Genomic DNA, 25,821 nt, shown 5'->3' with positions numbered 1-25,821 from the left:
TGGCCACCGTCCCGCCCGAGGGAGATGGCCCCGACGCCCGCTCCGGGCAGGCGTCTTGTGCGTCCTACGCGGTGCCGACGGTGCGCAGTACCGCGAGGACGAGGGTGCGGGTCACCGCGACGATCTCGGGGAGGGAGATCTGCTCCCGGGGGCTGTGCGCCAGGCGCACATCGCCGGGACCGAATTGGAGGGTCGGGATGTCCGCGGCGGCGTACAGCCTCAGGTCGCTTCCGTAGGGCGCGCCGCGCTCGCGCGGCCGCGGCCCGCCGACCGCGTCGGCGTGCGCGTCCCGGACCAGAGCCGTGAGCGGATGGCCGCTCGGCAGCCGGCCGCTGGCGAACCGGCCGCCGGGCCAGCTCACGGTCGCCGGGTGAGTGCGCAGCCACGGATCGTCCGCGCACGCCTCGGCCACGCAGGTCTCGAAGTCGGCGACGGCCTCGGCCGGATCCTCGCCGAGCCGGACACCCAGCCTGCCCTCGGCGACCAGGCAGTCCGGCACGCTGCTCGCCCAGTCACCCGCGCGGAGCGTGCCGACGGAGAGCGCGTACGGAATCCTGGACTCCGCCATCAGCGGGTCGATGTCCGCGTTGCGCCGGGTTTCCAGCCGGGCCAGTGCCTGATGGAGGGGCAGGTACGTATCGATGGCGCTGACGCCCGCGTCGCGGGTACTCGCGTGCGTGGCCCGGCCCGGAACCTCGATACGGAAGGTCAGCGCGCCGGCGTTCGCGGTCACCAGCGTGCCGCTGGTCGGTTCGGTGATGATGCAGGCGTCACCGGTGTGGCCGCGCTGGAGGGTGGCGAAGGCGCCGAGCCCGCCGTCCTCTTCACCGACCACGCAGTGGGCGGCCACCCGGCCGCGCAGCCTGGCGCCGCTCGCGCGGATCGCCGCCAGGGCGGCGAGGTTGGCCACCAGCCCGGCCTTCATGTCGCAGGCGCCACGGGCGTGGACGACGTCTCCGGCCACTCGCGGGACAAAAGGGTCGCCGTGCCACCCCCGAAGGTCGCCGGGCGGCACCACATCGACGTGCCCCTGAAGGATCATCGTCGGTCCGTCACCGCCGTCCGACGTGGTCGCCACCAGCCCCCACCCTTCCTCGCGCGGCGCCTCGGTCCCGGGAAAGCCGGGATGCGCACGCAGCGTCGGCAGGTCCATGGACCACAGATCGACGTCCAGACCGAGTCGGCCCAGATGTTCTGCCAGGCGGTGCTGTAGGTCGGACTCGGCGGCACTCCCGGTCACGCTGGGGATCGCGAGCAGTGCCAGGAGCATCCGGGCGATTGCGTCCTCGTCGATCGCCTCCAGAGCAGCGGACTCCTCGGGCTTGAGCGCTGCGGCCATGGGGTCACTCCCGTCATCGGGGCCAAGCGGATGGCTCCGGATGCTATGTTCGGGCGATCAGCGCAATCAATTGCCATATCTTGTCTTCTGAATTCGATTTCTTGCTTACTTCAAGCCGCTGCGGAGTTTTCTTGCGCGCGGAGCGGCTGCCCTTCCCGTGGAGGTAGCGGCGTGGACGCCATCGACGAAGAGATCATCCGTTGCGTTCTGCGGAACGCCCGGAGCACCTATGCCGAGATCGGTGAGGCGGCCGGGCTCTCCGCGCCGGCCGCCAAACGGCGGCTCGACCGGCTCATTGCCACCGGGGCGATTCGCGGGTTCACCGCGCTCATCGACACCCAGGCGCTGGGCTGGCGGACCGAGGCGTTCATCGAGGTGTACTGCAAGGGCCACCCCACCCCCGCCGAGCTGCACCAGGCCCTGGAAGAGATCCCGGAAGTCGTCGAGGCCTGCACCGTCTCCGGTGCGGCAGACGCGATGCTGCACATGCTCGCCCGGGACATCGCGCACCTGGAGCAGGCCATTCAGCGGGTCCGTGAGGTCCCCGTCATCGACCGCACCGAGAGTGTGATCGTGCTGTCCCGGCTGTTCAACAGGCCCCGGCTGTAAGCGGCCCGCACGCTCAGCGCGGAGCGACGACCGGTGGCGTGAGCCCCGGCCCGCGGTGCTCGGCCTGGATCCGTGCGGCTTCCTTCCGCAGTTCGGCCAGCAGTTGGCCGGCGCTGCCCACCGTGGTGGTGCGCAGCACGGCGACACCGATCTGCCGGGCCAGTGCCCGGCCGTCGATCGGGCGGACCACGATGTCGTCCCGGGGGCTGCCCAGTCCCAGGCCGGGGACGAGGGCGACGCCCAGCCCTGCGGCGACAAAGCCCTGGAGCACTCCGTAGTCGTCGGTGCGCATCACACGCACGGGCTCGAATCCCTCCTGGGCGCAGGCCCAGGAGAGCAGGCGGTCGCACGGGTCCCAGTCGGTGGTGCCCATGATCCAGCCGTCCTCGCGCAGCGCGGTCAGCGGGACGCTTTCCCTGTGGGCTTGCGGGTGGTCGGCGGGCAGCACGAGCATCAGGGGGTCCTCGAGCAGGGGGTGGACGATGAAGTCCTCCTCCAGATCGAGACGGTCACCCGGCTGGGAGAAGACCAGGGCGAGGTGCAGCTCCCGGGAACGGAGCCCGGCGAGCAGGGTGGGGAGCTCTCCCTCCCGCAGGGTGACATGGACCCCCTGGCGGTGGAGGCTGCGGACCGCCGGAGGGAGCAGCAGGGCGCCTGCCGTGGGGAAGGTCCCGACGCGCAGGGTCGCGGTGCCGCGCCGCACCATGCCGCGCACCTCCTGCTCAGCGAGCCGGACGCGTTCCAGAACCGCCTCGGCATGCGGCAGCAGCGCCTCCCCGACCTCGGTGAGGGCGGCCCCACGGGAGCTCCGGTGGAACAGCGGCGCGCCGAAGTGGGATTCGAGGGTGGCCAGGTGGTACGTCACCGTCGGCTGGGTGTAGCGCAGCACGCGTGCGGCGCCGGCGAGGGAGCCTTCGCGGGCGATGGCACGCAGGACCTGGAAATGGCGCAGCTCCAGCATGAGCACCCCTGGTCTATAGAAGAACTCTGGAGACATCCATATAAACAGAGGGTTCCTCTAACGATCCACCCTTGTGACGCTGCTCCACGTGACGCACCGAACCACGCTCGCCGCCCAGCACACCGCCCCCTACGCCGAGGCCGTCCGGGCCTACGCCGGCCAGGACTGGCTGCGGCTGAACGTCCCCGGCCACTCCGCCGACCTCAGCCGCTTCGGTCCGCTCGCGCGGCTGCTCGGTGACGCGCCGCTGCGCATGGACGTGCCACCGCTGCTGGAGGGCATCGACCTCGGCACCGCCAGCCCGATGAGCCAGGCGCTCGATCTCGCCGCGCAGGCGTGGGGGGCGCGCAGGACCTGGTTCCTCACCAACGGCGCCTCCCAGGGGAACCGGATGGCGACCCTGGTCACCCGGTCGCTCGGCGAAACGCTGATCGTGCAGCGCAGCGTCCACTCCAGCGTCATCGACGGCCTGGTGCTCTCCGGCCAGAAGGCCGCCTTTGTGCATCCGTCGGTCGACGCCGACCTGGGCATCGCGCACGGGGTGGCCCCGGCGGACCTCGCCCGGACCCTCGCCGCCAACCCGGAGGCGGCTGCCGCGTACGTGGTGACGCCGAGCTACTTCGGTGCGGTCGCCGACGTACGCGCCCTGGCCGACGTGGCCCACGCCGCCGGGATCCCGCTCATCGTCGACGAGGCATGGGGATCGCATTTCGGCTTCCACCCCGGCCTCCCCGCGAACGCCCTCGCGCAGGGAGCCGACATCGTCATCTCCAGCACGCACAAGCTGGCCGGAAGTCTCACCCAGTCCGCGATGCTGCACCTCGGCGACGGACCGTTCGCCGACACCCTGGAGCCACTGATCGACCGGGTCTTCCACCTGACCCAGTCCACCAGCGCCAGCGCGCTGCTGCTGACCTCCCTCGACATGGCCCGCCAGGCCCTGGTGACCGGCAAGGACCGGATCGGCGCCTCGCTGGACACGGCGGCCGAGATACGCTCCCAGGTCCGCTCCGCCAACCGGTTCCGCCTGGCCGGCGACGACTTCGAGCGCTTCCCTGACATCGTGGACGCCGATCCGCTGCGGGTTCCGGTCAACACCCGGGTCGGCGGGATCTCCGGCCACGAGGCCCGGCGCCGGCTGATGCACGACCACCGCATCATGGTGGAGGTCGCCACCGACTCGGCGATCGTCGCCGTGATCGGCGCGGGGGCGGAGCCGGACACCCACCGCTTCCTCCAGGCCCTGCACGCACTCCCGGCCCCGCTCGGCGAACAGGCTCCGCCGAGCCGACTGCGGCTGCCCGCCCCCGGCCCGGTCGCCCTGACCACCCGTACCGCATTCCTCGCGCCCAGCCGCAGCGTCCCGGCCCACGAGGCCATCGGGCGGGTATCCGCCGACACGCTCGCCGCGTACCCACCCGGTATCCCCAACGTCCTGCCGGGCGAGGTCATCACCGCCGAACTCGTCGACTTCTTCCACCGCACCGCGGCCGTCCCCAACGGTCACGTGCGAGGCGCCGCCGACCCGGCCGTGACGACGCTGCGCGTCGTGGACGGACCCGCTGGTGCGTGAGGCACATGCGGCGAACGACAACGGGGCCGACCCCGCAGGGGGTCGGCCCCGTGTGACCTGATCGCTACGGCGATGCCGGGGAAGCGACTACACGTTGAAGCGGAACTCCACGACATCCCCGTCGCGCATCACATAGTCCTTGCCCTCCATACGCGCCTTGCCCGCCGCGCGGGCGTCGGCGACGGAGCCGGTCTCGACCAGTTCGTCGAAGGAGATGACCTCGGCCTTGATGAAGCCCTTCTGGAAGTCGGTGTGGATCACACCGGCGGCTTCGGGGGCCGTGGCGCCCTTCTTGATGGTCCAGGCGCGGGACTCCTTGGGGCCTGCCGTGAGATAGGTCTGGAGGCCCAGGGTGTTGAAGCCGACGCGGGCGAGGGTGGTGAGGCCCGGCTCGTCCTGGCCGACGGACTGCAGGAGCTCCAGGGCCTCGTCGTCGTCGAGCTCGGCGAGGTCGGCCTCCAGCTTGGCGTTGAGGAAGATCGCCTCGGCCGGGGCGACCAGGGCGCGCTGCTCGGCCTTGAAGGAGTCGTCGGTCAGCTCGTCCTCGTCGACGTTGAAGACGTAGAGGAAGGGCTTGGTGGTCAGCAGGTGCAGCTCGTGGAGGAGGGCGGCGCGCTCGCTGCCCTGGACGATGCCCTCGGAGAAGAGGGTGCGGCCCTCCTCGAGGATGCCCTTGGCCTCCTCGACCGCCTTGACCTGCGCCTGCTTGTCCTTCTGTATCCGGGACTCCTTGACCAGGCGGGGCAGCACCTTCTCGATGGTCTGGAGATCGGCGAGGATCAGCTCGGTGTTGATCGTCTCGATATCGCTCTTGGGCGAGATCTTGCCGTCGACATGGACGACGTTCTCGTCCTTGAAGGCGCGGATGACCTGGCAGATCGCATCGGACTCACGGATGTTCGCCAGGAACTTGTTGCCCAGCCCCTCACCCTCCGAGGCGCCCTTCACGATCCCGGCGATGTCGACGAAGTCGACGGTGGCGGGCAGTTTGCGGGCGGAGCCGAAGAGCTCGGCGAGCTTGTCGAGCCGGGGGTCCGGGACGCCGACGACACCGACGTTGGGCTCGATGGTGGCGAACGGGTAGTTGGCCGCGAGCACGTCGTTCTTGGTCAGGGCGTTGAACAGGGTCGACTTGCCGACATTGGGCAGACCGACGATTCCGATCGTGAGCGACACGTTGGCGACTTCCCGTAGCTTCCCGTAGCGGGGATGTGATGACAGGGACGTGGCCCCTGACGGGGCCGGTCCACCAGTCTACGGGGCCGCTCCCGATCACCCACCCGGGCTGATAATCAGTCGAACACGCTGCCAAGGTCCTGCGAAGGGCGTGTCCAAGGGCGGATTACCGCCCTCCGTCGACCTACGTTGGTCGGGTGGAGCACTACAGCACACGAACGCCCCGCCGGGCGGCGGCCCCGCCGCCGCGCCCGGCCGCGGACGATACGTACACGGGCCGAGGTGGCAGAGGGCCGGGCAGGGGCGGCGCGGACCGGGCGTCACGCCCGGCGCGGGCGCCGGCGCGGCGGAATAGACCGCTCGGCGCCGCCGCCACGGCGCTGTCCGGTCTGCGCGGCCGCCGCCCGAGCTGGCCGGACCCCCGGCTCACCGGGCTCGGCACCGGGCTGCTGACCACGCTGGGCATGCTGGGCTTCGGCTGTCTGGACGCGTTACTTTTCGCCGGCTCACCCACCGTGTACAGCTGGTTCTTCCTGTTCGCCTGCGCGGCCTGCGCCATGTGGGTACGGCCGGCCGATCTGCTGGCGGGACCGATTACGGTGCCGCTTGCCTTCACGGCCGGGCTGCTGCCGATCAACGACGGCGGCGAGGGGTTCGCGGGACAGGCGATCGGCGTGTTCACCCTGCTCTCGCTGCACGCGGGCTGGCTCTACTCGGGAACGCTGCTCACCGTGCTGATCGTCCTGGTGCGCCGGGCGACCCTGGTCAGCCGGCGTCACCGGCAGCGGACGACGCGGCCATCGCGGCCCCCACGATCCCCGCGTTGTTCTGGAGCCTCGCAGGCACGATCTCGGCTCTGATGTCCTCGATCAGCGGCAGGAACTTGTGGGCCTTGCGGCTCACCCCGCCGCCGATCACGAACAGCTCGGGCGAGAACAGCATCTCCAGATGGGCCAGGTACTTCTGTACCCGGCCCGCCCAGTGCTCCCAGCTGAGGTCCTGGTCCTCCTTGGCCTTGGTCGAGGCGCGCTTCTCGGCCTCGTGGCCGTGCAGCTCCAGATGGCCCAGCTCGGTGTTGGGCACCAGTGTGCCGCCGGTGAAGACCGCACTGCCGATGCCGGTACCCAGGGTGAGCAGGACGACCGTGCCCTGACGGCCCTGGCCCGCGCCGAAGGTCATCTCCGCGACCCCGGCGGCGTCCGCGTCGTTGAGCACGGTCACCGGGCAGCCCAGCCGCCCGCGGAGCACCGCGGCCAGATCGGTACCGATCCAGCTCTTGTCGACATTGGCGGCGGTACGGGTCGTGCCGTCCGTCACCACCCCGGGGAAGGTCACCCCGACCGGCCGCCCGGACCAGTCGAAGTGCTGGACGACCTCCACCAGTCCCTCCACGACCGCCTCGGGGGTGGCCGGATGGGGGGTGAGCACCTTGTGGCGCTCCTCGGCCAGATCGCCACGGTCCAGGTCCACCGGCGCGCCCTTGATACCGGACCCGCCGATGTCCACTCCGAACACCCGCGCGGTGGAGCCGCCTGCGGCGGTCACCGCTCCGCGCCGCCCGCCGAGGAGCCGCCCGCCGAGGAGCCGCCCGTCGAAGCGGCCGCGGCCTCGGCCCGCAGATCGCGGCGCAGCTCCTTGGGGAGCGAGAACGTCAGGCTCTCCTCCATGGGCTGGACGACCTCGACATCACCGAAGCCGCGCTCGGCCAGCCACTCCAGGACGCCCTCCACGAGCACGTCCGGCACCGAGGCGCCCGAGGTCACACCGACCGTGGACACGCCCTCGAGCCAGGCTTCGTCGATCTCGTCGGCGAAGTCGACCAGATGACCGGCCTTGGCACCGGCGCCGAGGGCGACCTCGACCAGCCGTACCGAGTTGGAGGAGTTCTTGGAGCCGACGACGATGACGAGGTCGGACTCGGCGGCGACCTGCTTCACCGCGGTCTGGCGGTTCTGGGTGGCGTAGCAGATGTCGTCGCTGGGCGGGCTGATCAGCTGCGGGAAACGCTCCTTGAGCGCGTCCACCGTCTCCATGGTCTCGTCCACCGACAGGGTGGTCTGGGAGAGCCAGACGACCTTGGACTCGTCGCGGACCTCGACGTTCTTCACATCGGCCGGGCCGTCGACCAGCGTGATGTGGTCGGGCGCCTCACCGCTGGTCCCGATGACCTCCTCATGGCCCTCGTGACCGATCAGGAGGATGTCGTAGTCCTCGTTGGCGAACCGGACGGCCTCCTTGTGGACCTTGGTCACCAGAGGGCAGGTGGCGTCGATGGTGGCCAGCTGGCGCTGCCTGGCCTCCTCGTGGACGACCGGCGCGACACCGTGGGCCGAGAAGATCACGATCGCCCCCTGGGGCACCTCCTCCGTCTCGTCGACGAAGATCGCGCCCTTCTTCTCCAGGGTCTGGACGACGTATTTGTTGTGGACGATTTCTTTGCGCACATAGATCGGCGCGCCGTACTGCTCCAGGGCCTTCTCGACGGCGATCACGGCACGGTCGACACCGGCGCAGTAGCCACGCGGGGCGGCGAGCAGGACCCGGCGGGCGGAGGTTGCAGTCATGACCCCCATGGTAGGGGCGCCGACCCAGCGATCCTGTCGGCGGTGGCCGATACGCTCGCGGTCATGGCTGTCAACACGTCCGCGGAGGAGCCGATCCCGGTCGGCGAGGTGTCCCGGCTGATCGGGGGATGGATCGACCGGCTGGGGGCGGTGTGGGTGGAGGGGCAGATCACCCAGCTGTCCCGGCGCCCCGGGGCGGGGGTGGTGTTTCTGACACTGCGCGACCCCAGTTACGACATCTCGCTGACCGTCACCTGTTTCCGCGCCGTATTCGACCGGATCGCGGACACCGTCTCCGAGGGCGCGCGCGTGGTGGTGCACGCCAAGCCGGAGTGGTACGCCCCGCGCGGTCAGCTGTCGCTGCGGGCCACCGAGATCCGCCCGGTGGGGGTCGGGGAGCTGCTGGCACGTCTGGAGCAGCTGAAGAAGGCGCTGGCGGCCGAGGGGCTGTTCGCCGCCGACCGCAAGAAGCGGCTGCCGTTCCTGCCCCAGCTGATAGGGCTGGTGTGCGGACGGGCCTCGGCCGCCGAGCGGGATGTGCTGGAGAACGCCCGGCTGCGCTGGCCCGCCGTCCGCTTCGAGGTGCGCAATGTGGCGGTGCAGGGAGTGCACGCGGTACCGCAGGTGATCGAGGCGGTCCAGGAGCTGGACGCGCTGCCCGAGGTGGATGTGATCGTGGTGGCGCGCGGCGGCGGCAGTGTGGAGGACCTGCTGCCGTTCTCGGACGAGCAGCTGGTGCGGGCGGTGGCCGCGTGTCGTACGCCGGTGGTCTCCGCGATCGGCCATGAGCCGGACTCCCCGCTGCTGGACCTGGTGGCCGATCTGCGGGCGTCCACCCCCACCGACGCGGCGAAGAAGATCGTCCCGGATGTGGGCGAGGAGCTGCTGCGGATCCAGCAGCTGCGCGAGCGCGCGCTGCGCAGTGTCCATGGGCTGCTGGATCGGGAGGAGCGGGGGCTCGCGGCGGCGCTGGCCCGCCCGTGTTTCCAGCAGCCCCGGCGGATGGTGGATGAGCGCGAGGAGCAGATCGCCGCGGTGCTGGAGCGCGGCCGCCGCTGTCTGGGCCATCTGCTGGACCGGGCCGAATCCGAGCTGGCGCACACCCATGCCCGGGTGGTGGCCCTCTCCCCCGCCGCCACGCTGCGCCGCGGCTATGCGGTGCTCCAGCACGCCGACGGTTCGGTGGTGCGGTCGGCGGACGAGGTGAGGCGGGAGGAGGAGCTGAGGGCGCGGGTGGCCGAGGGCGAGTTCACGGTCCGCGCGGTCAGCGGGTCCGCCGTCGACGGCGGCTGAGCGGACGGCCCCTGCGGTGTCGGTCCCTGTGCATAGGGTGTGCGGCATGGCGAAGACGGACGAGAAGGTGAACGACACCTCGGCCCTCGGCTACGAGCAGGCGCGGGACGAGCTGGTCGAGGTCGTGCGCCGGCTGGAGGCGGGCGGCACCAGCCTGGAGGAGTCGCTCGCGCTGTGGGAGCGCGGCGAGGAGCTGGCGAAGGTGTGCCGCCGCTGGCTGGAGGGGGCGCGGGCGCGGCTGGACGCGGCGCTGGCGGACTCGGGGACGGAGGACGCCGAGGGGCGGGATGCCGGGGGGCGTACGGGGGACACCGGGGCCGACGGCGACTGAGCGCGGCGGCCGGCGCTGTGATACGGAGCACCCTTCCCCCCGATTTAGTTGAAGGTTAATCTAAAGCCGGTACGGTGGGTGTCGACATCACGTCCCACCGCTGCGATCCGAAGGTTGTGCCATGACTCTCGCCCTCGACCCCGCCGCCCAGGACCTGCTCTTCCGTGAGGCGCACACCGCCAACACCTTCACCGACGAGCCAGTGTCCGAGGAGCAGGTACGGGCGATCTACGACCTGGTCAAGTACGCCCCGACCGCCTTCAACCAGTCACCGCTGCGGGTGGTTCTGGTGCGCTCCGCCGAGGCCCGGGAGCGTCTGGTGCCGCATATGGCCGAGGGCAACCGCCCCAAGACGGCCACCGCCCCGCTGGTCGCGATCCTCGTCGCGGACAATGAGTTCCACGAGGAACTGCCCACGCTCTTCCCGCACTTCCCGCAGGCCAAGGATGTCTTCTTCGCCGAGCGCGGCGCCCGTGAGCAGGCGGCGGGGCTCAATGCCGCGCTCCAGGCGGGCTACTTCATCCTGGGCATCCGCGCCGCCGGTCTGGCCGCCGGTCCGATGACCGGCTTCGACGCCGCCGGGGTGCAGAAGGAGTTCCTGGACGACGACCACACCCCGCTGATCGTCGTCAACATCGGCAAGCCGGGCGAGGACGCCTGGCGCCCGCGCGGCCCGCGTCTGGACTACGACGAGGTCGTCACCAGCGTCTGACCCTGCCGTCCGGGCCGTCCGCCCGGCGTGGCACTCCGGCCGCCGTGCTCAGCCCTTCCGGGCCTCGAGCGCGGCGGCCATCTTCGTCAGATGGGCACGGGACGCGGTCCCGGTGACCACCGTGGTCACCCCCCGCTCCTGGCACACCAGGGCGTCGTACTTGTCACCCTCGTAGCGGACCCACTCCTTGCCGTCGATCCGCTGGGTGTCCTTGGTCGCCCGGGCCTGCTGGGTGACGTTGTCGACGAACGTCGCCGCCTTGCCGTCGCTCTGCTCGATCGCCACGTACTCCCGCTTCTCGTCCAGGAAGCCCAGGTGCCAGGCGGCGCTGCCGCCGCCCGCGCCGGTGCTGCCCGCCGTCGGAGTGTAGGTGACCGAGGTCGCGCGCCAGCCCTTGGGCAGACTGCCGGACTCGGGGGCGGCCACCGGGTACGGCGCGGCGCGGCGGGCCGTCCGGAGCTCCACCCGGTAGTCGACCGTCCTGACACCCCCGTCCTTGTCGCTGTCATCGCGCGGGATCTGGAAGACATAGATGCCCGCCGCGACGGCGCCGATCGCCGCCATTGACAGCAGCATGTCCCGGACCGTCTCTTTGCCTCGCATACCTGCCACGTCCCCCATCGTCCCCCATCCCGCCGCCGCACCCGGCAACAGGGTCGCGCTCATGCGTGGGGTCCTCTGCTCACACTCGCACTCAGCGGATAAAGTCATGAGCACCCTCTCCTTCTCGCCCGCCTTCGGCGAGGAGGGGCCCACCGGCCGTCGCCGTACAGAAAGGTGCGCTCCGATGACCGAGCACCATCTGCCGTCCCAGCTCGAGGTCAGCCCCGAGGCTCCCGACCGCAACCTCGCCCTGGAGCTCGTCCGGGTCACCGAGGCGGGTGCCATGGCCTCCGGCCGCTGGGTGGGCCGCGGCGACAAGAACGGCGCCGACGGTGCGGCCGTCAAGGCCATGCGTTCGCTGGTGCACACCGTCTCCATGAACGGTGTCGTGGTCATCGGCGAGGGCGAGAAGGACGAGGCGCCGATGCTCTACAACGGGGAGCGGGTCGGCGACGGCACCGGCCCGGAGTGCGATGTGGCCGTGGACCCGGTGGACGGCACCACCCTCACCGCCAAGGGCATGGCCAACGCGGTCTCGGTGCTCGCGGTCGCCGAGCGCGGCACGATGTTCGACCCGTCGGCCGTGTTCTACATGGACAAGCTGGTCACCGGCCCGGAGGCGGCCGAGTTCGTCGACATCACCGCGCCGCCCGGGGTGAACATCCGGCGGATCGCCAAGGCCAAGAGGTCCAGCCCCGAGGACGTCACCGTGGTGGTGCTGGACCGCCCCCGTCACGAGGGCATCGTCAAGGAGATCCGCGAGGCGGGCGCCCGGATCAAGTTCATCTCCGACGGCGATGTGGCCGGAGCGATCATGGCGGTGCGCGAGGGCACCGGTGTGGATCTGCTGCTGGGCGTGGGCGGCACCCCGGAGGGCATCATCGCGGCCTGTGCGATCAAGTGCCTCGGCGGCACCATCCAGGCCAAGCTGTGGCCCAAGGACGACGACGAGAAGCAGCGCGCCCTCGACGCCGGTCATGACCTCGACCAGGTGCTCCAGACAGACGACCTGGTCAAGGGCGACAACGTGTTCTTCGTTGCCACCGGCATCACCGACGGCGATCTGCTGCGCGGGGTGCGGTACCGCGCGGAGACCGCGACCACCCAGTCGCTGGTGATGCGGTCCAAGTCCGGGACCATCCGGCAGATCGACTCCACCCACCGGCTGTCCAAGCTGCGCGCCTACGCCTCGGTGGACTTCGAGCGCGCCCGCTGAGCGCTCCGCGGGAAGAGCCGCGAGGTGCCGCCCTGCGTCCGCGGCCGCGTCGTGGCCGCCCGCGCCCCCGCAACCCGCGCTCCGTACAAGGGCCGGGCCCCGCCTTCCCGGCGGGGCCCGGCCCTTGTGCGATCCGCAGCGCTCAGCCCGCGGCGGCCACCCTCATGGCGCGCTGGAGCTCGGCCTCCCGGCGACGGCGGCGGGCCAGCACCACCCGGCGCTCGGCCGCGGTCAGCCCGCCCCACACGCCATACGGCTCGGGCTGCAACAGCGCGTGCTCACGGCACTCGACCATGACCGGGCAGCGCGCGCAGACCCGCTTGGCGGCCTCTTCCCGCGACAGCCGCGCAGCCGTGGGCTCCTTGGAAGGAGCGAAGAACAGCCCGGCCTCGTCCCGGCGGCACACCGCCTCCGAGTGCCAGGGGCCGGCCTGATCCCGAGCGGGGATGCGCTGCGGGGGCACGGCGGCGTCCAGCAGGGGCTGATGCGGTTGCAGCACGGTCTACTCCTGACGACGGCTCCGGTGGTCACCCTTGCCCGCCTCGCGGCGTACGGCCCCGTGTGCACCCCCATCAGCCGTACGAGAGACGATGCACCAAGCCTTACCCGCTGTGCGCGCGCTTATGCACACCGTTGTCCCGACCGCAAATTCCCTGCGCCCGCCCGGACTTCACCGGGCTCACGACCGCAGGTTCTTCAGTCGCTTACCCCGCTTGGGCCGGGCTTCCACCCCTCCGAAGACAGCGAATCCGCCGACATGGACCACCGGCGCCTGGGGATCCGGCGCCTCGCAGGGGGTCACGTCGAAGCCGCCGAAGATCCCGGCACCCGAGCCGTGCAGGGTGACGTTCTCCGGGACCTTGATCTCCACCCCGCCGAAGAGCGCCCAGACACGGATGACGATCTCCTGCTGCTCGAAGATCGCCTCGGTCAGATCGATCTCGGCCCCGCCGAAGACCGCCAGCGCGTTGGTCCGGCGGCGGACCCGCCAGCGCCCCTTGCGCGCCGCCCCGCCGAAGATCGCCACCAGGTTCTCCGCCGCGGGTGCGGTACGGGCCCAGGACGAGTCCTCCCCGCCCCGGGCCGGCTCCGGTCCGGCGCCGCGGCCCGGCGCCACGGGCAGATCGCGGACCAGGGGCTCCAGTTCGCCGAGGGTCTTGGCGCGGTAGACCGCGTCGATCCGCTCCGCGTGCTCCTCGGGGTCGAGCCGCCCCTCGGCGAGGGCGTCCCGCAGGATGTCCGCGATCCGGTCGCGGTCCGCGTCGGAGGCGCGCAGCGGCGCCTGCGCGGACGCGGCGGGCGCCACGGGCCCGGACGCGGGAACGGAAGACACGGGAACGGAAGGGGACTTGGTCAGGGGCACCGGCTGCTGCTCATCCACGCGCTCAGCGTACCCAGTCGCGATAGATCGCGACCAGGGGTCGCGACACTTCCCTCCCCGAGGTGACTGAGCCTTACCTCACAAGGACCGACCCACCGCCCCCGTTCTACGCTGGTGGCCGCTGCCGTCGATGCCAGCACTGTCTGCCGAGTGAGGAATGGCCGGAATGCCTGAGTTTGCCTACACGGATCTGCTGCCTCTGGGCGAGGACACCACGCCGTACCGCCTGGTGACCTCGGAGGGCGTGAGCACCTTCGAGGCCGACGGGCGTACCTTCCTGAAGGTCGAGCCGGAGGCGCTGCGCACGCTCGCGGCCGAGGCGATGCACGACATTTCGCACTATCTGCGCCCGACCCACCTCGCCCAGCTGCGCCGGATCCTCGACGACCCCGAGGCCAGCGCCAACGACCGGTTCGTCGCGCTGGACCTGCTGAAGAACGCGAACATCGCGGCGGCGGGTGTGCTGCCCATGTGCCAGGACACCGGCACCGCCATCGTCATGGGCAAGCGCGGGCAGCACGTGCTGACGGAAGGGCGCGACGAAGAGGCCCTCTCGCGCGGTGTCTTCGACGCCTACACCAAGCTCAATCTGCGCTACTCCCAGATGGCCCCGCTGACCATGTGGGAGGAGAAGAACACCGGCTCCAACCTGCCCGCGCAGATCGAGCTGTACGCGACCGACGGCGGCGCCTACAAGTTCCTCTTCATGGCCAAGGGCGGCGGCTCGGCCAACAAGTCCTTCCTCTACCAGGAGACGAAGGCGGTGCTGAACGAGGCATCGATGATGAAGTTCCTGGAGGAGAAGATTCGCTCGCTGGGCACCGCCGCCTGCCCGCCGTACCACCTGGCCATCGTGGTCGGCGGCACCAGCGCGGAGTACGCGCTCAAGACCGCCAAGTACGCCTCGGCGCACTACCTCGACGAGCTGCCCGCTTCAGGCTCCCCGACCGGCCACGGCTTCCGCGACAAGGAGCTGGAGGAGAAGGTCTTCGAGCTGACCCAGAAGATCGGGATCGGGGCGCAGTTCGGCGGCAAGTACTTCTGCCACGACGTCCGGGTCGTGCGGCTGCCCCGGCACGGCGCGTCCTGCCCGGTGGCCATCGCCGTCTCCTGCTCCGCCGACCGCCAGGCGCTCGCGAAGATCACCCCCGAGGGCGTCTTCCTGGAACAGCTGGAGACCGACCCGGCGCGCTTCCTCCCGGACACCACGGACGAGGAGCTGACCAAGGGCGCGGGCCCGGACCTGGACGCGGTCGCCATCGACCTCAACCGGCCCATGGACGAGGTCCTGGCCGAGCTGACCAGGCACCCGGTCAAGACCCGGCTCTCGCTGACCGGCACGCTGGTCGTCGCCCGTGACATCGCCCACGCGAAGATCAAGGAGCGGCTGGACGCGGGCGAGGAGATGCCGGAGTACCTGAAGAACCACCCGGTCTACTACGCGGGCCCGGCCAAGACCCCCGAGGGGTACGCCTCCGGTTCGTTCGGCCCGACCACGGCGGGCCGGATGGACGCCTACGTCGAGCAGTTCCAGGCGGCCGGCGGCTCGAAGGTCATGCTCGCCAAGGGCAACCGCTCGCAGCAGGTGACCGACGCCTGCGCCGCGCACGGCGGCTTCTACCTGGGCTCCATCGGCGGCCCGGCGGCCCGGCTGGCCCAGGACTGCATCAAGAAGGTCGAGGTCCTGGAGTACGAGGAGCTGGGCATGGAGGCGGTCTGGAAGATCGAGGTCGAGGACTTCCCGGCGTTCATCGTGGTGGACGACAAGGGCAACGACTTCTTCACTTCGCGGGAACCTGAGCAGCCGACGTTCACCAGCATCCCTGTCCGGGGTCCCGGCCTGGCCTGAGTCGCCACCTGACAGCCTCACAGAGCCCTCGGCGCCCGCCGGGGGCTCTGCTGTTGCCCGTGGGTCAGACGGCCCGTACAGGCTTGCCCAGAGCGTCGCCGAGACCACGGTTTACCCGAACACGCAAATATTGGCGCTTCCGCATGGACGGGGGTATCAGCCCCTCGTACCGTCGTAGCCACCAGGCCCAACAGGGGCCAATCACAAGGGGGTTTCGGCATGGCGCGCGAGGAACTGACCCGACTCACCGGCAACGGAAACGGCACTTGCGGCAAGGATGACTGCCAGAACGTCTACCGGACCGCCAACGGCTCGTTCATCGTCCAAGGCGACTTGTCCAAGGTGTTCACGCCCCCAGAGGGGGAAGGGCTGGTCGAGATCTCTGAGAGCGTGCTGAGGGAGGCCGTTCATGTCCTTGGCTGGTGAAGAGTGGGCGGCACGCTTCGAGGGCTTTCAGCGGGAAGCGTGGAGGCTTGAGACCCTGCCCCAATACCTCATGCCGCAGGAGGAAGACGAGTTCGAGGCGTTCAAAGCGGGGGCCCGAATCGACCCCCACGCCGTATCGAATGAGTACACCGACCGACTGCGCCGACAAGCCGCAGAAGGGCGCGCTCAGGGGCGCGTGCACATCGTGACGCGGCCACTAACGGACTACCTGCAATTCGAGTTCGCCCAGTATTACGCGCCCCACGCGCTAGCGGGTGAGCAGATCCGCATTCTCGATGTGACCGACCGAGATAATCCGCTGGCTGGCGTTCAGGACTTCTGGATGTTCGACCGCGCCGAAGTCGTGCTGATGAATTACCGCCCGGACGGGCAGCAGATAAACCGCCAAGTCTACGAAGGGGATGTAGCCCGGTTCATCGAATACCAGCGGATTGCGGTGACTGAGTCGGTGCCCCTTGAGGAGTACGTGAAGGGCATTGACGTTTGAGCCCGAAAGCCTAGGTCAATCCAGGTCTGACCTAGCGGAAGCCTTGAGAAGCCAGCGCAAGCGAGCCGGGAAAACACAAACCTGGCTCGCTCGCCGCTGCAACATGTCTCAGACCAAAATCAGCAACATCGAGGGCGGCAAGCTCACGCCCTCTCTTGTCGACGTCGAAGTGATTATTGAAGCACTTGGAACCGACGGCCCCGTCGCCTCCGAAATCTTGGCGGTAGCAAGAACAGCCAACACGGAATGGCAAGACCACTGGTCCTCTCGCCGTAGGGGTTTGGACAAGAAACAGAACGAGTTGGCGACGCTCGAATCGCTCTCGACAGAGTTCCGATTCTTCCTACTGTCGATGATTACCGGGCTGCTGGCCACGCCTGAATATGTGCGCGCCAGCATTGCCGACGTTCCCGGCGACCAGTCGAAGACCATTGCTAAGAAGCTAGAACGACAGCAGGTGCTTTATGACTCCTCGAAGTCGTTCACGTTCATTCTCACGGAGCAGGCGGTGAGGTGGCCGCTACTCCCCCCGATGGCTATGGCTATGCAGCTCGACAGACTCGCGTCCGTCTCCCGTATTCCGAATGTGCAGCTAGGCGTGATCCCCTTGGGTGGGCACATCCAGGAAAGGCCACTGAACACATTCACGGTCTACGACCGCCGGCTAGCCACTGTGGAAACCGGCACGGGGGCATTGATTTTGCGCGACCACAGAGACGTCACGGCGTACCTCAGGGATTTTGAGGCGTACGAGCGGTTCGCAATCTTTGGCGATGACTGCCGGGAGCTCTTGGCCGAGTGGTCCATGAACTTTGCCCGACAACGCTAATAAAGCGTCTATCGCTGCACGCTTCCCGGCATCATTGCTTGCCACCGAGCAGCCGAGCCGGGGAGGCCAATAGCGATGAGCAACAACACGATGATGACACCGCCTGTCCATCTGTCGCTCCCTCCCAGCACTCCGAAGCCAACCGAAGGATGCGCGGTTTGTGCCGCGCTGGCCAAGCAGCGCGCAGAGGCCGAGGCCAGGGGGAACTTTTCAGCGGCGGCGGATTGCAACGTCGAGTTGCGAAATTGCCCGCACCGGAGGGCCACCGACCGGAAAAACGTATGACGGCTACCAAGGCGCCTCAAAAGCGAGCAGGCAAATCCATTCGACGTAGGAGCGCCCCGCAGGCTGCTGACAGGCCGCAGGTCGCCCCTCTGACCTACTGCGGTGTTTGCACGGACCACAAGCGCATTTGGTGCCCAGAATGCTGCGGATTCGAAGGCTGCACTACGTGCTGCTTCACGTACAAAGTTCCATGCCCTCAGTGCTCGGGCGGGACATTGGAGCCGATCAGATGGTGAAGCGATTCCTCGGCCGCATTGCGTGGCCATCCTTCGTTCTCCTGATTGCCGCGTCCTGCGGACTGATCATCACGCTTGCCGCGACGCACAACCTATGAACTCCCGCCCCGGTTGGCGGAAACTCTGGACAGGTCGAGCGGGCCGGGGCGGGTTGCAGGACGGTGCGGGGACCGTATCCCCGCAGTACGTCGAAGGGATCAAGCACCATGAGCGGAGTCCCCGAATTCGCGTTCGTCAAGACCGCCGCATGCCGCGACAAGAAGGTGGGCAACTGCCCCGAGGTCGCGCTGAACGTGCCGGGCGTGGTCGCCTTGCGCGACAGCGAGCGGCCGGACACTATCGTCACCATGACGGCCACGCAGTGGACCGACCTCGCGGCCGCTGTGAAGGCAGGTGAATACGACCTGAGCACCTGAGAGTAGGTCCCGTGCCGAAGTGCCCCCGCTGCTCTACCGAGAGCCTCACGGACCCCGTGAGCGGCGTTCCCTGGTGTGCCCGGTGCGGGGAGTTCTTCGGTCTCTCGCTTCCCAGTTGCCGGGGGCTGTGGTGGTGGCGTCAAGCGACCACACGCGGCCCCGTAAGGCCGCGCGAGCATTGAGAGCCGCCCCGCCCGTCTGTCTCCCCCCGTGACAGATGGGCGGGGCTTTCTCCTATGCGGCCGACTGCTCGCCGATCTTCCCCATGTTCAACGGCTGGATGAATACGGCTCCTTGGCCGTTCGGGAGCGGCGGAAGATCCTCCAAGGCACGGACTTCATCGCGGGACATGAAGCCGTTGTTGATCGCTACCGAGTAAGCCTCATATCGGTCCTTCGTCTTCGCTCTCAAGCGAGCGTCGACATTGAACCGAATGAACTCGCCGGCTGGCAGCAGGAACGTCGAAACGGCCTGCTCAACGCGCACGATCCACGGCATCAGCGTTTGGTCAACGAAGAACTTGTTCTGTTCCTCGATACCAGTGCCCCAAGTCGAGGTGACCGAGGAATCAACCAGGTATGCAGGAATGCGGTAGAGAAGAGCGATCTCCGACTTCTGGAAACGACGGGTCTCCAAGAATTGCGCCTGCTCGGGCGCAATGGTGATGGGCTTGAAACTCGCGCCACCCGTCAGAACGCCCACGCTGTGAGACTTCTTTACTCCCGCGTGCGTCTTGCGGAACATGTCGCGGAGCATCTTGGCTTCATCCGGCCGAGGCGTACCGGGGTGTTCGATTACACCCGTCATCGTGGTTCCCTGCTCGAAGAACCTCGTACCGAACTCTTGGGCCGTGAGGCCGAGGCCGATAGCTTCCCGCGCTACCTCAAGCGGGGAAAGGCCGCGAGACTTCCCCGGAACGGCGAACGCAGGAATGTGGAGGATCTGCGATACGCCGAAGAGCCGTTCCTCACCACCAACTCGAAAAGCCTTCGAGCCCACAGGGCCGTCGACAATATCCACATCCTGCGGATGCAGGCAGTAAAGAGCCGTGACGTTACCTGCGTCGTCTCGGTCGGTTGCAATGAACGCATTACCATCGGAGAGAAGCGACGTGACGACACGGTGCCAAAACTCGTAAGTGGTCTGATGCGGGTTGGGCTGGTGAATCCAGGCCGGGGACTTCCGGTCTTCCAGCTTCTTCCGTATTCCGTTGGCCTTCGTCAGGTGGTCGACGGGGAGCATGCTGATTCCGTCGGCTATGAGGGACTGGCAGGCGTAGACCGCGACGAGCTGAAGCGAGCTTTCCCGAGTGACGGAGCGCCCCGAGAACGTTCGGGGGCGCAGGCCCGAAAGGGCATCATCCCGTCCGTTCCCGAACAGTGAAATCGGCTGCGAGTAGCGGCCGGTCATTCTGCTAAAGAGACTCACAGCCAACCCTCGATCTGGCCAACTGCCATCCTGGTCCGCTTGCGCAGTGCGCGAATCAAAAACTTCACGGTGGATCTCCAATGAGAAAGGGCCGCCCGGATACCCTCCGGACGGCCCTTCTGCGGCTAGCTACCCTTGATGACCTGGACGCTCGAAGCCTCGGCAACAGACGTGCCGGCCACGCGCACCACAATTCGGTAGGTCACCTGGTCGCGGTCGAATCGGAAATCCTCGGAAGCGTTGATGTACGCCTGACTCCGAATGCCGAAGAAGATGCGCGACGCGTCGCAGACGATCGCCGTCTTGGTGCCGACGTTCGCGGACACCAGAATCGGGAGGCCCCAAACCGTCGTGAGCGGCGTTCCCGTCGGCGCGCCAGCCTGATAGGTGCCCGCCGTAGCGGCCTTCTCCTTCATCAGAGAAGCCTCAACGTCCGGGGAAACGAACACGACGGAAGGCTTTCCGTTGGCCATCCGGACGCGCGTAATCGCGTCCGCCAGGTCATCGAAGGACGGGAGCTTTCCAGCGCCGAGAGTGGTCGTCACGCCCTGGCCGATGATTCCCTTAACCGGGTTGGTGCCGCTGCCACCAAAGGCGTCAACGTCTATTCGAGACGCGGCAGAGGAAAGCATGTCGGCCGCGAGAGCGTTGCGCAGATCCACGGCGGAGTCTGCAAGCAGCTCGTTCGGGGCGTAGCGAAGTTCCTTAATCGCCTTGGCCGAGAGCGTGACCCCGGTAAAGGTCATACTCCCCTCGGGAATCTGGCCATTCTCGTCCACGTATCCCGGAGTGGACGAAGAAGCGATACCAGGAAGAGTCAGCTCGGCCGTGTCGAACTGAATGATGTTGGAAGCGGGCAGGCCATTCAGAAAGGCGCTGTCGGCGCGCAACTTGTCGAAGTACGTCTTCGCGGTGGCCTTGGGCACCAGGAAGCCGCCGTCTGCGGGCGTCGAACTCTGAAGTGCCCTGTATTCCGCGTAGGACGGCAGAAGGCCCCTGAAGCTGTCGCCCTGCTCGGCCTTGGTCGAAGGGAGAGCGGCAATACCGAGTTTCTGGGCAAAGGAACGAGTCTCGGCCTGACGCTCTTCAAGAGTCGGCCCCTCGTTTTCGGGGGCCAGGCTTTCGGGAGTAGCAGATTGATTCCCGGAATCCTCCACAAGAGTGCGCAGGGCCGCGCGGCCCTCCTCGGTACTAGCCTTACCGCCATTGATCAGGGCGAGGATTTCCGCTCGGCGCTCAGATCCGCGCGGAGCGTTACTGATGAGGTAGGCGATTTCGTCGGCCAGCAGGCCGCGCCGCTGGGATTCGGCGGTGTCGAACATCATCCGGAGTTCCGGCTTCATTTGGATGGTCTCCTGAATCTGGCATGAAAAAGCGGCCCGTCTGGCAATGCCAGGGGCCGCTAGGTGTGTGCTGGTAATTGGTTAGCCGTTGACGGCTACGCCTTCGAGAATCCGAAGATGGCGTTCATGCGCTCGCTCATGTGCGCGCTTGAGCCGTCGCCCTCGGGCGACCTGCTTGCGGCACTCGTCAGAGCAATAGCGCGGCTTCGCACCTGGGCGGAACGGATACTCGAAGAAGCCAGCACAGAAAAAGCACGTCAGCTCGATCATGTCTTGGCTCCTTGGTCATGGCCGGGGGTTGCGGCCCCTCGGCCGATCTCTGCATTAACCAAAGACCTGTTAAGACGGCTGATCTCACATGCCAATTCGGTGACCAACACCGATCAGAAGACTTCCACTACAAATTGTTACGGGGTGCTACTCGCTCCCACGAACTCGGGCGAACCCCCGCGCGCTCACAGAGAGGGAAGGCGGCGGGTGCGGGGAAGGTCGGCCCAGGCTTTCAGACTGCCCCCTCCCTGCCTGATAGAGGCTCAATTGACCGAGAAGGGGCCTCGAAGGCCCCCAGATTGTCTACGAGTATCCGGAGGACACTCGGACCGTGGCGGTCGCTCTACGGCCAGCCTGGGCCATTCTGGGGCCGTGGCCGGCTGAGCGAGCGGGGGTCTTTTTCTCGCTCCGACTCCTTCGAGGAGTCGTTCGCTTCTGCCTTGGCTGATAGAGACTCCGTAGGCTCTATAGCCGAAGGAGTCCTACTCTCACTCTTCGCTCTGCTCCGCAGGCTTCGAGCTTTCAGCCTTGGCCAAGGTAAGGCCCCGATAGGGAGCCTGGCTGTCTCCCGCTCTTCGATCGGCCAGGGCATAGCTGTACCCGAATGGGTACAGCTTCCTTTGAGTTATAGCTATGGGATCTCTAGTGAGATCCCTATGGGATTGTGTACCTGGTCGGGCATATCCCCTGTACCGCTGGAGGGACACCCCCTGTACCCACAGGGGTACTAGGCGGCAGTCGGCCCGGCGTAGAGCCGGTAGGCGTGTTCGGCCGAGGCGTAAGGAATCTCGCACCACGGCCAGGACTCCGGTTCCTCTCCGCCGAGGAACCAAAGCTTCTGCTCAAGGGTGAGTTCAACCGGCCCTGTAGGGACCAGAGAAGACCGATCTTCAGCCAAGGGACCCGAGTGGTCCCCGTCCGCCGGAACGGCCTTGGTAGGGCTGCTCTCGGGCTTCCTGCGCTTGCGCGCCTCGGGCCCGGCCTTGACGGCCACCAACACCTCCGCCGGGGCAGTGAGGCAGTAGACGACCGTATCGGCGCGCGAGCGGGCTCCGGTGTCCGCGAGATAGCCAAACTCAACAAGCTTCCTACGGTGCGGGTGCACCTTCGTTGCATTGGATAGGCCGACCATTTCAGCAATGGTCGCCATGGAAGGAAACACATCCGTTCCGTCCGTGTAGTCACCGAACATCGAGAAGGCCATTCCCACGGCGAAAGTGTTCTGCTTGATGCGCGGGTCATAGGCTATGCATCGACGCCAAATGCCGTGGTCTACGCGCGAGTTCATGTTGCGTTTGCTCCAAGTCTTGAGGGCGTGTGGCGACTCTTGCCGCCTTGGCGCCCTGGCTGAGGCCGACGCGGACGCGCGGGCCAGGTCTACCGCCCCGCACCTGGCGGATTCAAGGAAGGTTGTTTAAACGGCCAGCCAGAGGGCGTGTAAACGGCCCAGACGGGAGTGTGCAGGCATGAGAAAGCCCCTGAAGCGCGTATACGCTTCAGGGGCTCTCCGTTGCCTCGGCTTGCACTACTTCCGCTTGTAAGCCATCCGAGCCGGAAGGATGTATTCGGCCTCGGGTTCCACCCACATGTAACCGTCAGGGACGTGAAGCCCGGTTTCCTTGGCGATCTCAGCAAGCTCGGGCATCTTGCAGACGACTCGACGATTCCCGTCGTCGGCTTTTCCCACCGTCACCGTTATTCCGTGCCGTTGCAGAAATACACGCTTCTGCTCGTCATCCTTGGTAGCCCACTCTTCGGCGTAGGTGCGCCCAGTTTCCTTCCAGGCCGGGGCGGCCTCGGCGGCTTTGATTTCGCTCCTCAGACGTTCAACCTTGGCCGATTGAAACTCATGCTGGCCCCAGTACCGTTCAACCTGAACGTCGGTCTTGAACCTTCCGGCGAGGTAATCAGCCTCTAGCCTGTCTAGCGTCGATTCAGCCTCAGCAAGCTCGGTCTTGGCTTGACTAATAGAATTGCCCGCCCGCTCCATTACCGGCAGTGGGCCGAGGGTGACCTTCACGAAGGTCCCGACAGCCGTATCTAGGTCATCACGACGAATGCGGCCAGGGTTGGCGCACGTTCCGGTGTTCACGTTGTTGCAGGAATAGTAGTGATGCACACGGCCGTTTTCCTTCGTCTTCTTGTTGGAAGACATTCGGGCATCGCACGCCTGGCATATTGCCACACCGCCGAGCATGGATCGCGAAGGAGTAGCCCGCCTAACCGGGCGGTCACTCTTCAGGGCCGCCACAAACTCCGACCACTCCGCGAATTCCATCAGAGGCTTGTCGGTGATCTGAACGTTCTCGCCGTTCTCGTCCACGACGTTTTCGCCCTTGTGCGTGTAGATACCGGCAACCGTGGGATTCATGGCTATTGCGCGAATCGCGTTGGCCGTCCAGACCACACCTCTAGGTTCCTCCCCCTTCACAATGCGCAGATGATCCCGCCAGGTAGCCACGCCGCGCTTATTCAGGTCAACCGCAATCTTGTAAGCCGACCAGTCACCCTCAAGCCGTTCGACAATTTCGCGAAACAGCTCCGCATAGGTGGGATCCTGAACGAGCTTCTTACCGCCGCCTTCCTGTCGCTCGAAGTGGTATCCGTACGGCTCCACGCCACCAATCCATACGCCCTTGGCTTTACGGGCAGCCGAGCCGGAAAGCGCGCGGGCTCTAATGGTGTCCAACTCGCCCTCGGCAAAAGCAGCGATGATCTGAGCGAACATCTTGCCCATAGGGGTGGACATGTCGATGCCCTCCGTCACGGAGACAATCGACTTCCCGTGCTTTTGGCACCACTCGAAGACCTCGGCGAAGTGGCCCGCCTTCCTGCTGAGGCGGTCGAGCTTCCAGACAGCCAACACGTCCCACTCGTCGGCCCGCTCGTTGAACCAGGGTCCAAGACCCGGTCTCTTGAAGGGGTGCATCGCGCCGGAGACGTCCAAGTCTTCAGCCCAGCCCACGATGCGGCCGTCGACGGCCGGCCCAGCGGCCCAGTGCTCCACGGCGTGACGCTGCTTCTCGGGGCTGGTGGTGTCGTCCTTAAGGATGGAGAGGCGGACAGCACCCAGGACCCTCGGATTCTTGATCATGGCGGGATAGTACGGGCGTCCACGCGAGCTGAACAAGACGAACGACTTCTTCACGGACCCGGGTCCGGCACAGCCCTTCGTCTCGAGCATCCCGGTGCGCCAGGGGGCCTGACGGGCCGACGGATCCGGGGGCCGGGACGGCGATGCCGTCCCGGCCCCCGGCCGTTCCCGCTCCTGTTGCCCCTCCGGGCGCGGATGCCCGGTCAGCCCCGCAGCACCGCCTCGAAGGCTCCCGGCCGCTGGGCGATTCCGCTGCACCGGTTCTCCGGGGTGGCACCGGGGCTCTCCCCGGGAGCCGCGGCACCGTCCTCGCCCGACGCCTCGTCAGCTGCGTCGTCGCACGGCCGGTCGCGTTCGGCGGACCACATCGACAGCCGCCCGATCCCCTTCTCCGCGGCGAACCGCGTCAGACCGGCCGCGTCCTCCAGCGTGAACACCTCGCCGGAGACATTGTTGAGCCCGATCATCGGCGTCACACCCAGGGTCTTCCAGGCGGCGTCGTCGGACAGTCCCAGCACCCCGCGCACCCGGGCCTGGGCGGCGGTGGCGGCCCGGATCGCGTAGTCGCCCATGTCACCGGTGAGCTCATCGCCGTAGTTCATCGCCATGATGTTCACCGCCGAGAGGGCGACGTCCTCGTCCTTGGCCGCCTCCAGCTGGGCGGTGCTCTCCGCCGTCAGCCCGTCGGGCATCGCGGGCAGGGTGAAGGAGACGTCCAGGCCCTCATGGGTGCGCTGGAGCAGGGCGATGGCCTGGGCGCGGCGGACGGCCGCCGCGGTGTCGGCGAGGCTGTCGCCCTCGACATCGAAGTCGGCCTTGGTCAGCCGGTAACGCTCGATCACCTGCGTGTAGGCCGCGGCGAGTTCGGAGACATCGGTGCACGCGGTGCTCAGCTCGGTGCCGTCGGCGCCGCCGAAGGAGACCCGGACATCGCCGCCCGCCCGGCGCACGGCCTCGATCCGGGCGTCCAGCGCCTGGTCGTCGAGGGTGGTGCCGCCGTCCCACACCGGGGCGCAGCCGTCGCCCGCGACGACGAAGCCGAGGGTGAACTCCTTGACACCGCGCCCCGCGGCGGCGGCCATGTCGTAGCCCGACTCGGACCAGGCGCTGACGTACGGGACGAAGTCGGCGGGGGGCGGCGGCGCCGGTTGCGGGCTCCGCGCGGACGTCGGGACCACGCGCGCCCGCGGTTCCGGCGACGGCTCGTGCTGTCCGGCCCATACGGCGATGCCGGCGCAGACCACGGCGGCGGCCACGGCGATTCCGCTCATGCGGGGGCTGGCCCTCATGGCTCTCGCTCCTCTTTCGGTGTCCGGTTCGGGGAATGTGGGGGGCACCGGGGACTCCGCCTCCCGTGCCGCGCTCCACCGCCAACCTCG

At 67.8% G+C, this 25,821-nt stretch carries 26 protein-coding genes; 12 read left to right on the top strand and 14 right to left on the bottom strand.

Translation table 11 applies throughout. The features are described from left to right. Nucleotides 1-64: 64 nt before the first annotated feature. Complete coding sequence (locus tag JK363_RS21270; protein WP_201876547.1) at nt 65-1,339, bottom strand: ArgE/DapE family deacylase; 1,275 nt, start codon at nt 1,337-1,339, stop codon at nt 65-67. Nucleotides 1,340-1,510: 171 nt separating this feature from the next. On the opposite strand from JK363_RS21270, the gene JK363_RS21265 reads away from it, so the two are divergent. Next, nucleotides 1,511-1,948 (top strand): Lrp/AsnC family transcriptional regulator, encoded by a 438-nt coding sequence (locus JK363_RS21265; RefSeq protein WP_201876546.1) that lies wholly within the window; start codon nt 1,511-1,513, stop codon nt 1,946-1,948. Nucleotides 1,949-1,961: 13 nt separating this feature from the next. On the opposite strand, the gene JK363_RS21260 is transcribed toward JK363_RS21265, so the two are convergent. Further along, nucleotides 1,962-2,909, bottom strand: coding sequence for a LysR family transcriptional regulator (locus tag JK363_RS21260; protein WP_201876591.1), 948 nt, complete (start codon nt 2,907-2,909; stop codon nt 1,962-1,964). Nucleotides 2,910-2,997: 88 nt separating this feature from the next. On the opposite strand from JK363_RS21260, the gene JK363_RS21255 reads away from it, so the two are divergent. Continuing rightward, nucleotides 2,998-4,482: an aminotransferase class I/II-fold pyridoxal phosphate-dependent enzyme gene (locus tag JK363_RS21255; protein ID WP_307821810.1), complete on the top strand. Its 1,485-nt coding sequence runs from the start codon at nt 2,998-3,000 to the stop codon at nt 4,480-4,482. An 87-nt stretch (nt 4,483-4,569) separates the two neighbouring features. On the opposite strand, the gene ychF is transcribed toward JK363_RS21255, so the two are convergent. Then, nucleotides 4,570-5,658 (bottom strand): redox-regulated ATPase YchF, encoded by a 1,089-nt coding sequence (gene ychF / locus JK363_RS21250; protein WP_201876544.1) that lies wholly within the window; start codon nt 5,656-5,658, stop codon nt 4,570-4,572. A 197-nt stretch (nt 5,659-5,855) separates the two neighbouring features. Between ychF and JK363_RS21245 the strand changes: the two genes are divergently transcribed. Next, the gene (locus tag JK363_RS21245) at nt 5,856-6,518 is read left to right on the top strand and encodes a DUF6542 domain-containing protein (protein ID WP_201876543.1); all 663 of its coding nucleotides are present in this window, start codon (nt 5,856-5,858) and stop codon (nt 6,516-6,518) included. On the opposite strand, the gene ppgK is transcribed toward JK363_RS21245, so the two are convergent. Both ppgK and JK363_RS21235 read right to left on the bottom strand, forming a co-directional pair. Continuing rightward, nucleotides 6,424-7,203, bottom strand: a complete 780-nt coding sequence (gene ppgK, locus JK363_RS21240; RefSeq protein ID WP_307821809.1) for a polyphosphate--glucose phosphotransferase — start codon at nt 7,201-7,203, stop codon at nt 6,424-6,426. The genes JK363_RS21245 and ppgK overlap by 95 nt on opposite strands. Further along, on the bottom strand, nt 7,200-8,231 hold the full coding sequence (locus tag JK363_RS21235) for a 4-hydroxy-3-methylbut-2-enyl diphosphate reductase (protein ID WP_372444820.1): 1,032 nt from the start codon (nt 8,229-8,231) through the stop codon (nt 7,200-7,202). Before JK363_RS21235 ends, ppgK begins: the two co-directional genes overlap by 4 nt. Before the next feature lie 54 nt (nt 8,232-8,285). Between JK363_RS21235 and xseA the strand changes: the two genes are divergently transcribed. From xseA to JK363_RS21220, 3 genes are all read left to right on the top strand, one after another. After that, a complete protein-coding gene (xseA, locus tag JK363_RS21230; protein WP_201876541.1) occupies nt 8,286-9,515 on the top strand; it encodes an exodeoxyribonuclease VII large subunit in 1,230 nt (409 codons plus the stop codon). Between the two features lie 46 nt (nt 9,516-9,561). Then, the gene (locus tag JK363_RS21225; RefSeq protein ID WP_201876540.1) at nt 9,562-9,846 is read left to right on the top strand and encodes an exodeoxyribonuclease VII small subunit; all 285 of its coding nucleotides are present in this window, start codon (nt 9,562-9,564) and stop codon (nt 9,844-9,846) included. 121 nt (nt 9,847-9,967) lie between these two features. Further along, nucleotides 9,968-10,558: a malonic semialdehyde reductase gene (locus tag JK363_RS21220; RefSeq protein WP_201876539.1), complete on the top strand. Its 591-nt coding sequence runs from the start codon at nt 9,968-9,970 to the stop codon at nt 10,556-10,558. A 48-nt stretch (nt 10,559-10,606) separates the two neighbouring features. Here JK363_RS21220 and JK363_RS21215 read toward each other — a convergent pair whose 3' ends face one another. Then, entirely contained in the window at nt 10,607-11,161 is a 555-nt protein-coding gene (locus JK363_RS21215; RefSeq protein ID WP_201876589.1) for a DUF4245 domain-containing protein, read from the bottom strand. A gap of 184 nt (nt 11,162-11,345) precedes the next feature. Here JK363_RS21215 and glpX point away from each other — a divergent pair, with 184 nt between their 5' ends. Next, on the top strand, nt 11,346-12,377 hold the full coding sequence (glpX, locus tag JK363_RS21210; RefSeq protein ID WP_201876588.1) for a class II fructose-bisphosphatase: 1,032 nt from the start codon (nt 11,346-11,348) through the stop codon (nt 12,375-12,377). A 142-nt stretch (nt 12,378-12,519) separates the two neighbouring features. Here the strand turns inward: glpX and JK363_RS21205 are convergent, their stop codons facing one another. Both JK363_RS21205 and JK363_RS21200 read right to left on the bottom strand, forming a co-directional pair. Beyond that, entirely contained in the window at nt 12,520-12,876 is a 357-nt protein-coding gene (locus tag JK363_RS21205; protein WP_176180866.1) for a WhiB family transcriptional regulator, read from the bottom strand. Nucleotides 12,877-13,056: 180 nt separating this feature from the next. Then, nucleotides 13,057-13,758: a DUF1707 SHOCT-like domain-containing protein gene (locus JK363_RS21200; RefSeq protein WP_201876538.1), complete on the bottom strand. Its 702-nt coding sequence runs from the start codon at nt 13,756-13,758 to the stop codon at nt 13,057-13,059. 166 nt (nt 13,759-13,924) lie between these two features. On the opposite strand from JK363_RS21200, the gene JK363_RS21195 reads away from it, so the two are divergent. The 5 genes from JK363_RS21195 to JK363_RS21175 all read left to right on the top strand — a co-directional run bounded on the left by JK363_RS21195 (nt 13,925) and on the right by JK363_RS21175 (nt 18,307). Further along, nucleotides 13,925-15,607: a fumarate hydratase gene (locus tag JK363_RS21195; protein WP_201876537.1), complete on the top strand. Its 1,683-nt coding sequence runs from the start codon at nt 13,925-13,927 to the stop codon at nt 15,605-15,607. Between the two features lie 219 nt (nt 15,608-15,826). Then, nucleotides 15,827-16,033, top strand: a complete 207-nt coding sequence (locus JK363_RS21190) for a hypothetical protein (protein ID WP_201876536.1) — start codon at nt 15,827-15,829, stop codon at nt 16,031-16,033. Then, complete coding sequence (locus tag JK363_RS21185) at nt 16,017-16,541, top strand: DUF6879 family protein (RefSeq protein ID WP_201876535.1); 525 nt, start codon at nt 16,017-16,019, stop codon at nt 16,539-16,541. The genes JK363_RS21190 and JK363_RS21185 overlap by 17 nt, the downstream gene beginning before the upstream one ends. Then, nucleotides 16,531-17,370, top strand: a complete 840-nt coding sequence (locus JK363_RS21180) for a helix-turn-helix domain-containing protein (protein ID WP_201876534.1) — start codon at nt 16,531-16,533, stop codon at nt 17,368-17,370. Before JK363_RS21185 ends, JK363_RS21180 begins: the two co-directional genes overlap by 11 nt. Nucleotides 17,371-18,097: 727 nt before the next feature. Next, nucleotides 18,098-18,307, top strand: a complete 210-nt coding sequence (locus JK363_RS21175; protein WP_201876533.1) for a DUF397 domain-containing protein — start codon at nt 18,098-18,100, stop codon at nt 18,305-18,307. Nucleotides 18,308-18,541: 234 nt separating this feature from the next. Here JK363_RS21175 and JK363_RS21170 read toward each other — a convergent pair whose 3' ends face one another. The 6 genes from JK363_RS21170 to JK363_RS21145 all read right to left on the bottom strand — a co-directional run bounded on the left by JK363_RS21170 (nt 18,542) and on the right by JK363_RS21145 (nt 25,731). Next, nucleotides 18,542-19,717 (bottom strand): phage portal protein, encoded by a 1,176-nt coding sequence (locus JK363_RS21170; protein ID WP_201876532.1) that lies wholly within the window; start codon nt 19,715-19,717, stop codon nt 18,542-18,544. A gap of 143 nt (nt 19,718-19,860) precedes the next feature. After that, entirely contained in the window at nt 19,861-21,078 is a 1,218-nt protein-coding gene (locus tag JK363_RS21165; RefSeq protein ID WP_201876531.1) for a phage major capsid protein, read from the bottom strand. Between the two features lie 81 nt (nt 21,079-21,159). Beyond that, nucleotides 21,160-21,348, bottom strand: a complete 189-nt coding sequence (locus JK363_RS21160; protein ID WP_201876530.1) for a hypothetical protein — start codon at nt 21,346-21,348, stop codon at nt 21,160-21,162. 727 nt (nt 21,349-22,075) lie between these two features. Continuing rightward, nucleotides 22,076-22,636, bottom strand: a complete 561-nt coding sequence (locus JK363_RS21155; protein WP_201876529.1) for a LexA family transcriptional regulator — start codon at nt 22,634-22,636, stop codon at nt 22,076-22,078. Between the two features lie 237 nt (nt 22,637-22,873). Further along, entirely contained in the window at nt 22,874-24,442 is a 1,569-nt protein-coding gene (locus JK363_RS21150) for a recombinase family protein (RefSeq protein ID WP_201876528.1), read from the bottom strand. A gap of 203 nt (nt 24,443-24,645) precedes the next feature. Next, complete coding sequence (locus tag JK363_RS21145; RefSeq protein WP_201876527.1) at nt 24,646-25,731, bottom strand: chitinase; 1,086 nt, start codon at nt 25,729-25,731, stop codon at nt 24,646-24,648. Nucleotides 25,732-25,821 lie beyond the last annotated feature (90 nt).

This window comes from Streptomyces coffeae (assembly GCF_016741875.1).
GTDB classification, from domain to species: domain Bacteria; phylum Actinomycetota; class Actinomycetes; order Streptomycetales; family Streptomycetaceae; genus Streptomyces; species Streptomyces coffeae.
The sequence above is the reverse complement of the archived record's forward strand: the minus strand, read 5'-3'. Positions and strand labels throughout refer to the sequence as shown.

Excerpts from the sequence above, each read along its gene's own strand:
- JK363_RS21225 (WP_201876540.1), top strand. The coding sequence starts at position 9,562 with ATGGCGAAGACGGACGAGAAGGTGAACGACACCTCGGCCCTCGGCTAC.
- JK363_RS21190 (WP_201876536.1), top strand. The coding sequence starts at position 15,827 with ATGGCGCGCGAGGAACTGACCCGACTCACCGGCAACGGAAACGGCACT.
- JK363_RS21195 (WP_201876537.1), top strand. The coding sequence starts at position 13,925 with ATGCCTGAGTTTGCCTACACGGATCTGCTGCCTCTGGGCGAGGACACC.
- JK363_RS21270 (WP_201876547.1), bottom strand. The coding sequence starts at position 1,339 with ATGGCCGCAGCGCTCAAGCCCGAGGAGTCCGCTGCTCTGGAGGCGATC.
- JK363_RS21160 (WP_201876530.1), bottom strand. The coding sequence starts at position 21,348 with ATGATCGAGCTGACGTGCTTTTTCTGTGCTGGCTTCTTCGAGTATCCG.
- JK363_RS21150 (WP_201876528.1), bottom strand. The coding sequence starts at position 24,442 with ATGATCAAGAATCCGAGGGTCCTGGGTGCTGTCCGCCTCTCCATCCTT.
- JK363_RS21260 (WP_201876591.1), bottom strand. The coding sequence starts at position 2,909 with ATGCTGGAGCTGCGCCATTTCCAGGTCCTGCGTGCCATCGCCCGCGAA.
- JK363_RS21155 (WP_201876529.1), bottom strand. The coding sequence starts at position 22,636 with ATGAACTCGCGCGTAGACCACGGCATTTGGCGTCGATGCATAGCCTAT.
- JK363_RS21145 (WP_201876527.1), bottom strand. The coding sequence starts at position 25,731 with ATGAGGGCCAGCCCCCGCATGAGCGGAATCGCCGTGGCCGCCGCCGTG.
- JK363_RS21220 (WP_201876539.1), top strand. The coding sequence starts at position 9,968 with ATGACTCTCGCCCTCGACCCCGCCGCCCAGGACCTGCTCTTCCGTGAG.
- JK363_RS21165 (WP_201876531.1), bottom strand. The coding sequence starts at position 21,078 with ATGAAGCCGGAACTCCGGATGATGTTCGACACCGCCGAATCCCAGCGG.
- JK363_RS21215 (WP_201876589.1), bottom strand. The coding sequence starts at position 11,161 with ATGCGAGGCAAAGAGACGGTCCGGGACATGCTGCTGTCAATGGCGGCG.
- glpX (WP_201876588.1), top strand. The coding sequence starts at position 11,346 with ATGACCGAGCACCATCTGCCGTCCCAGCTCGAGGTCAGCCCCGAGGCT.
- JK363_RS21175 (WP_201876533.1), top strand. The coding sequence starts at position 18,098 with ATGAGCGGAGTCCCCGAATTCGCGTTCGTCAAGACCGCCGCATGCCGC.
- JK363_RS21235 (WP_372444820.1), bottom strand. The coding sequence starts at position 8,231 with ATGGGGGTCATGACTGCAACCTCCGCCCGCCGGGTCCTGCTCGCCGCC.
- xseA (WP_201876541.1), top strand. The coding sequence starts at position 8,286 with ATGGCTGTCAACACGTCCGCGGAGGAGCCGATCCCGGTCGGCGAGGTG.
- JK363_RS21170 (WP_201876532.1), bottom strand. The coding sequence starts at position 19,717 with ATGACCGGCCGCTACTCGCAGCCGATTTCACTGTTCGGGAACGGACGG.
- JK363_RS21185 (WP_201876535.1), top strand. The coding sequence starts at position 16,017 with ATGTCCTTGGCTGGTGAAGAGTGGGCGGCACGCTTCGAGGGCTTTCAG.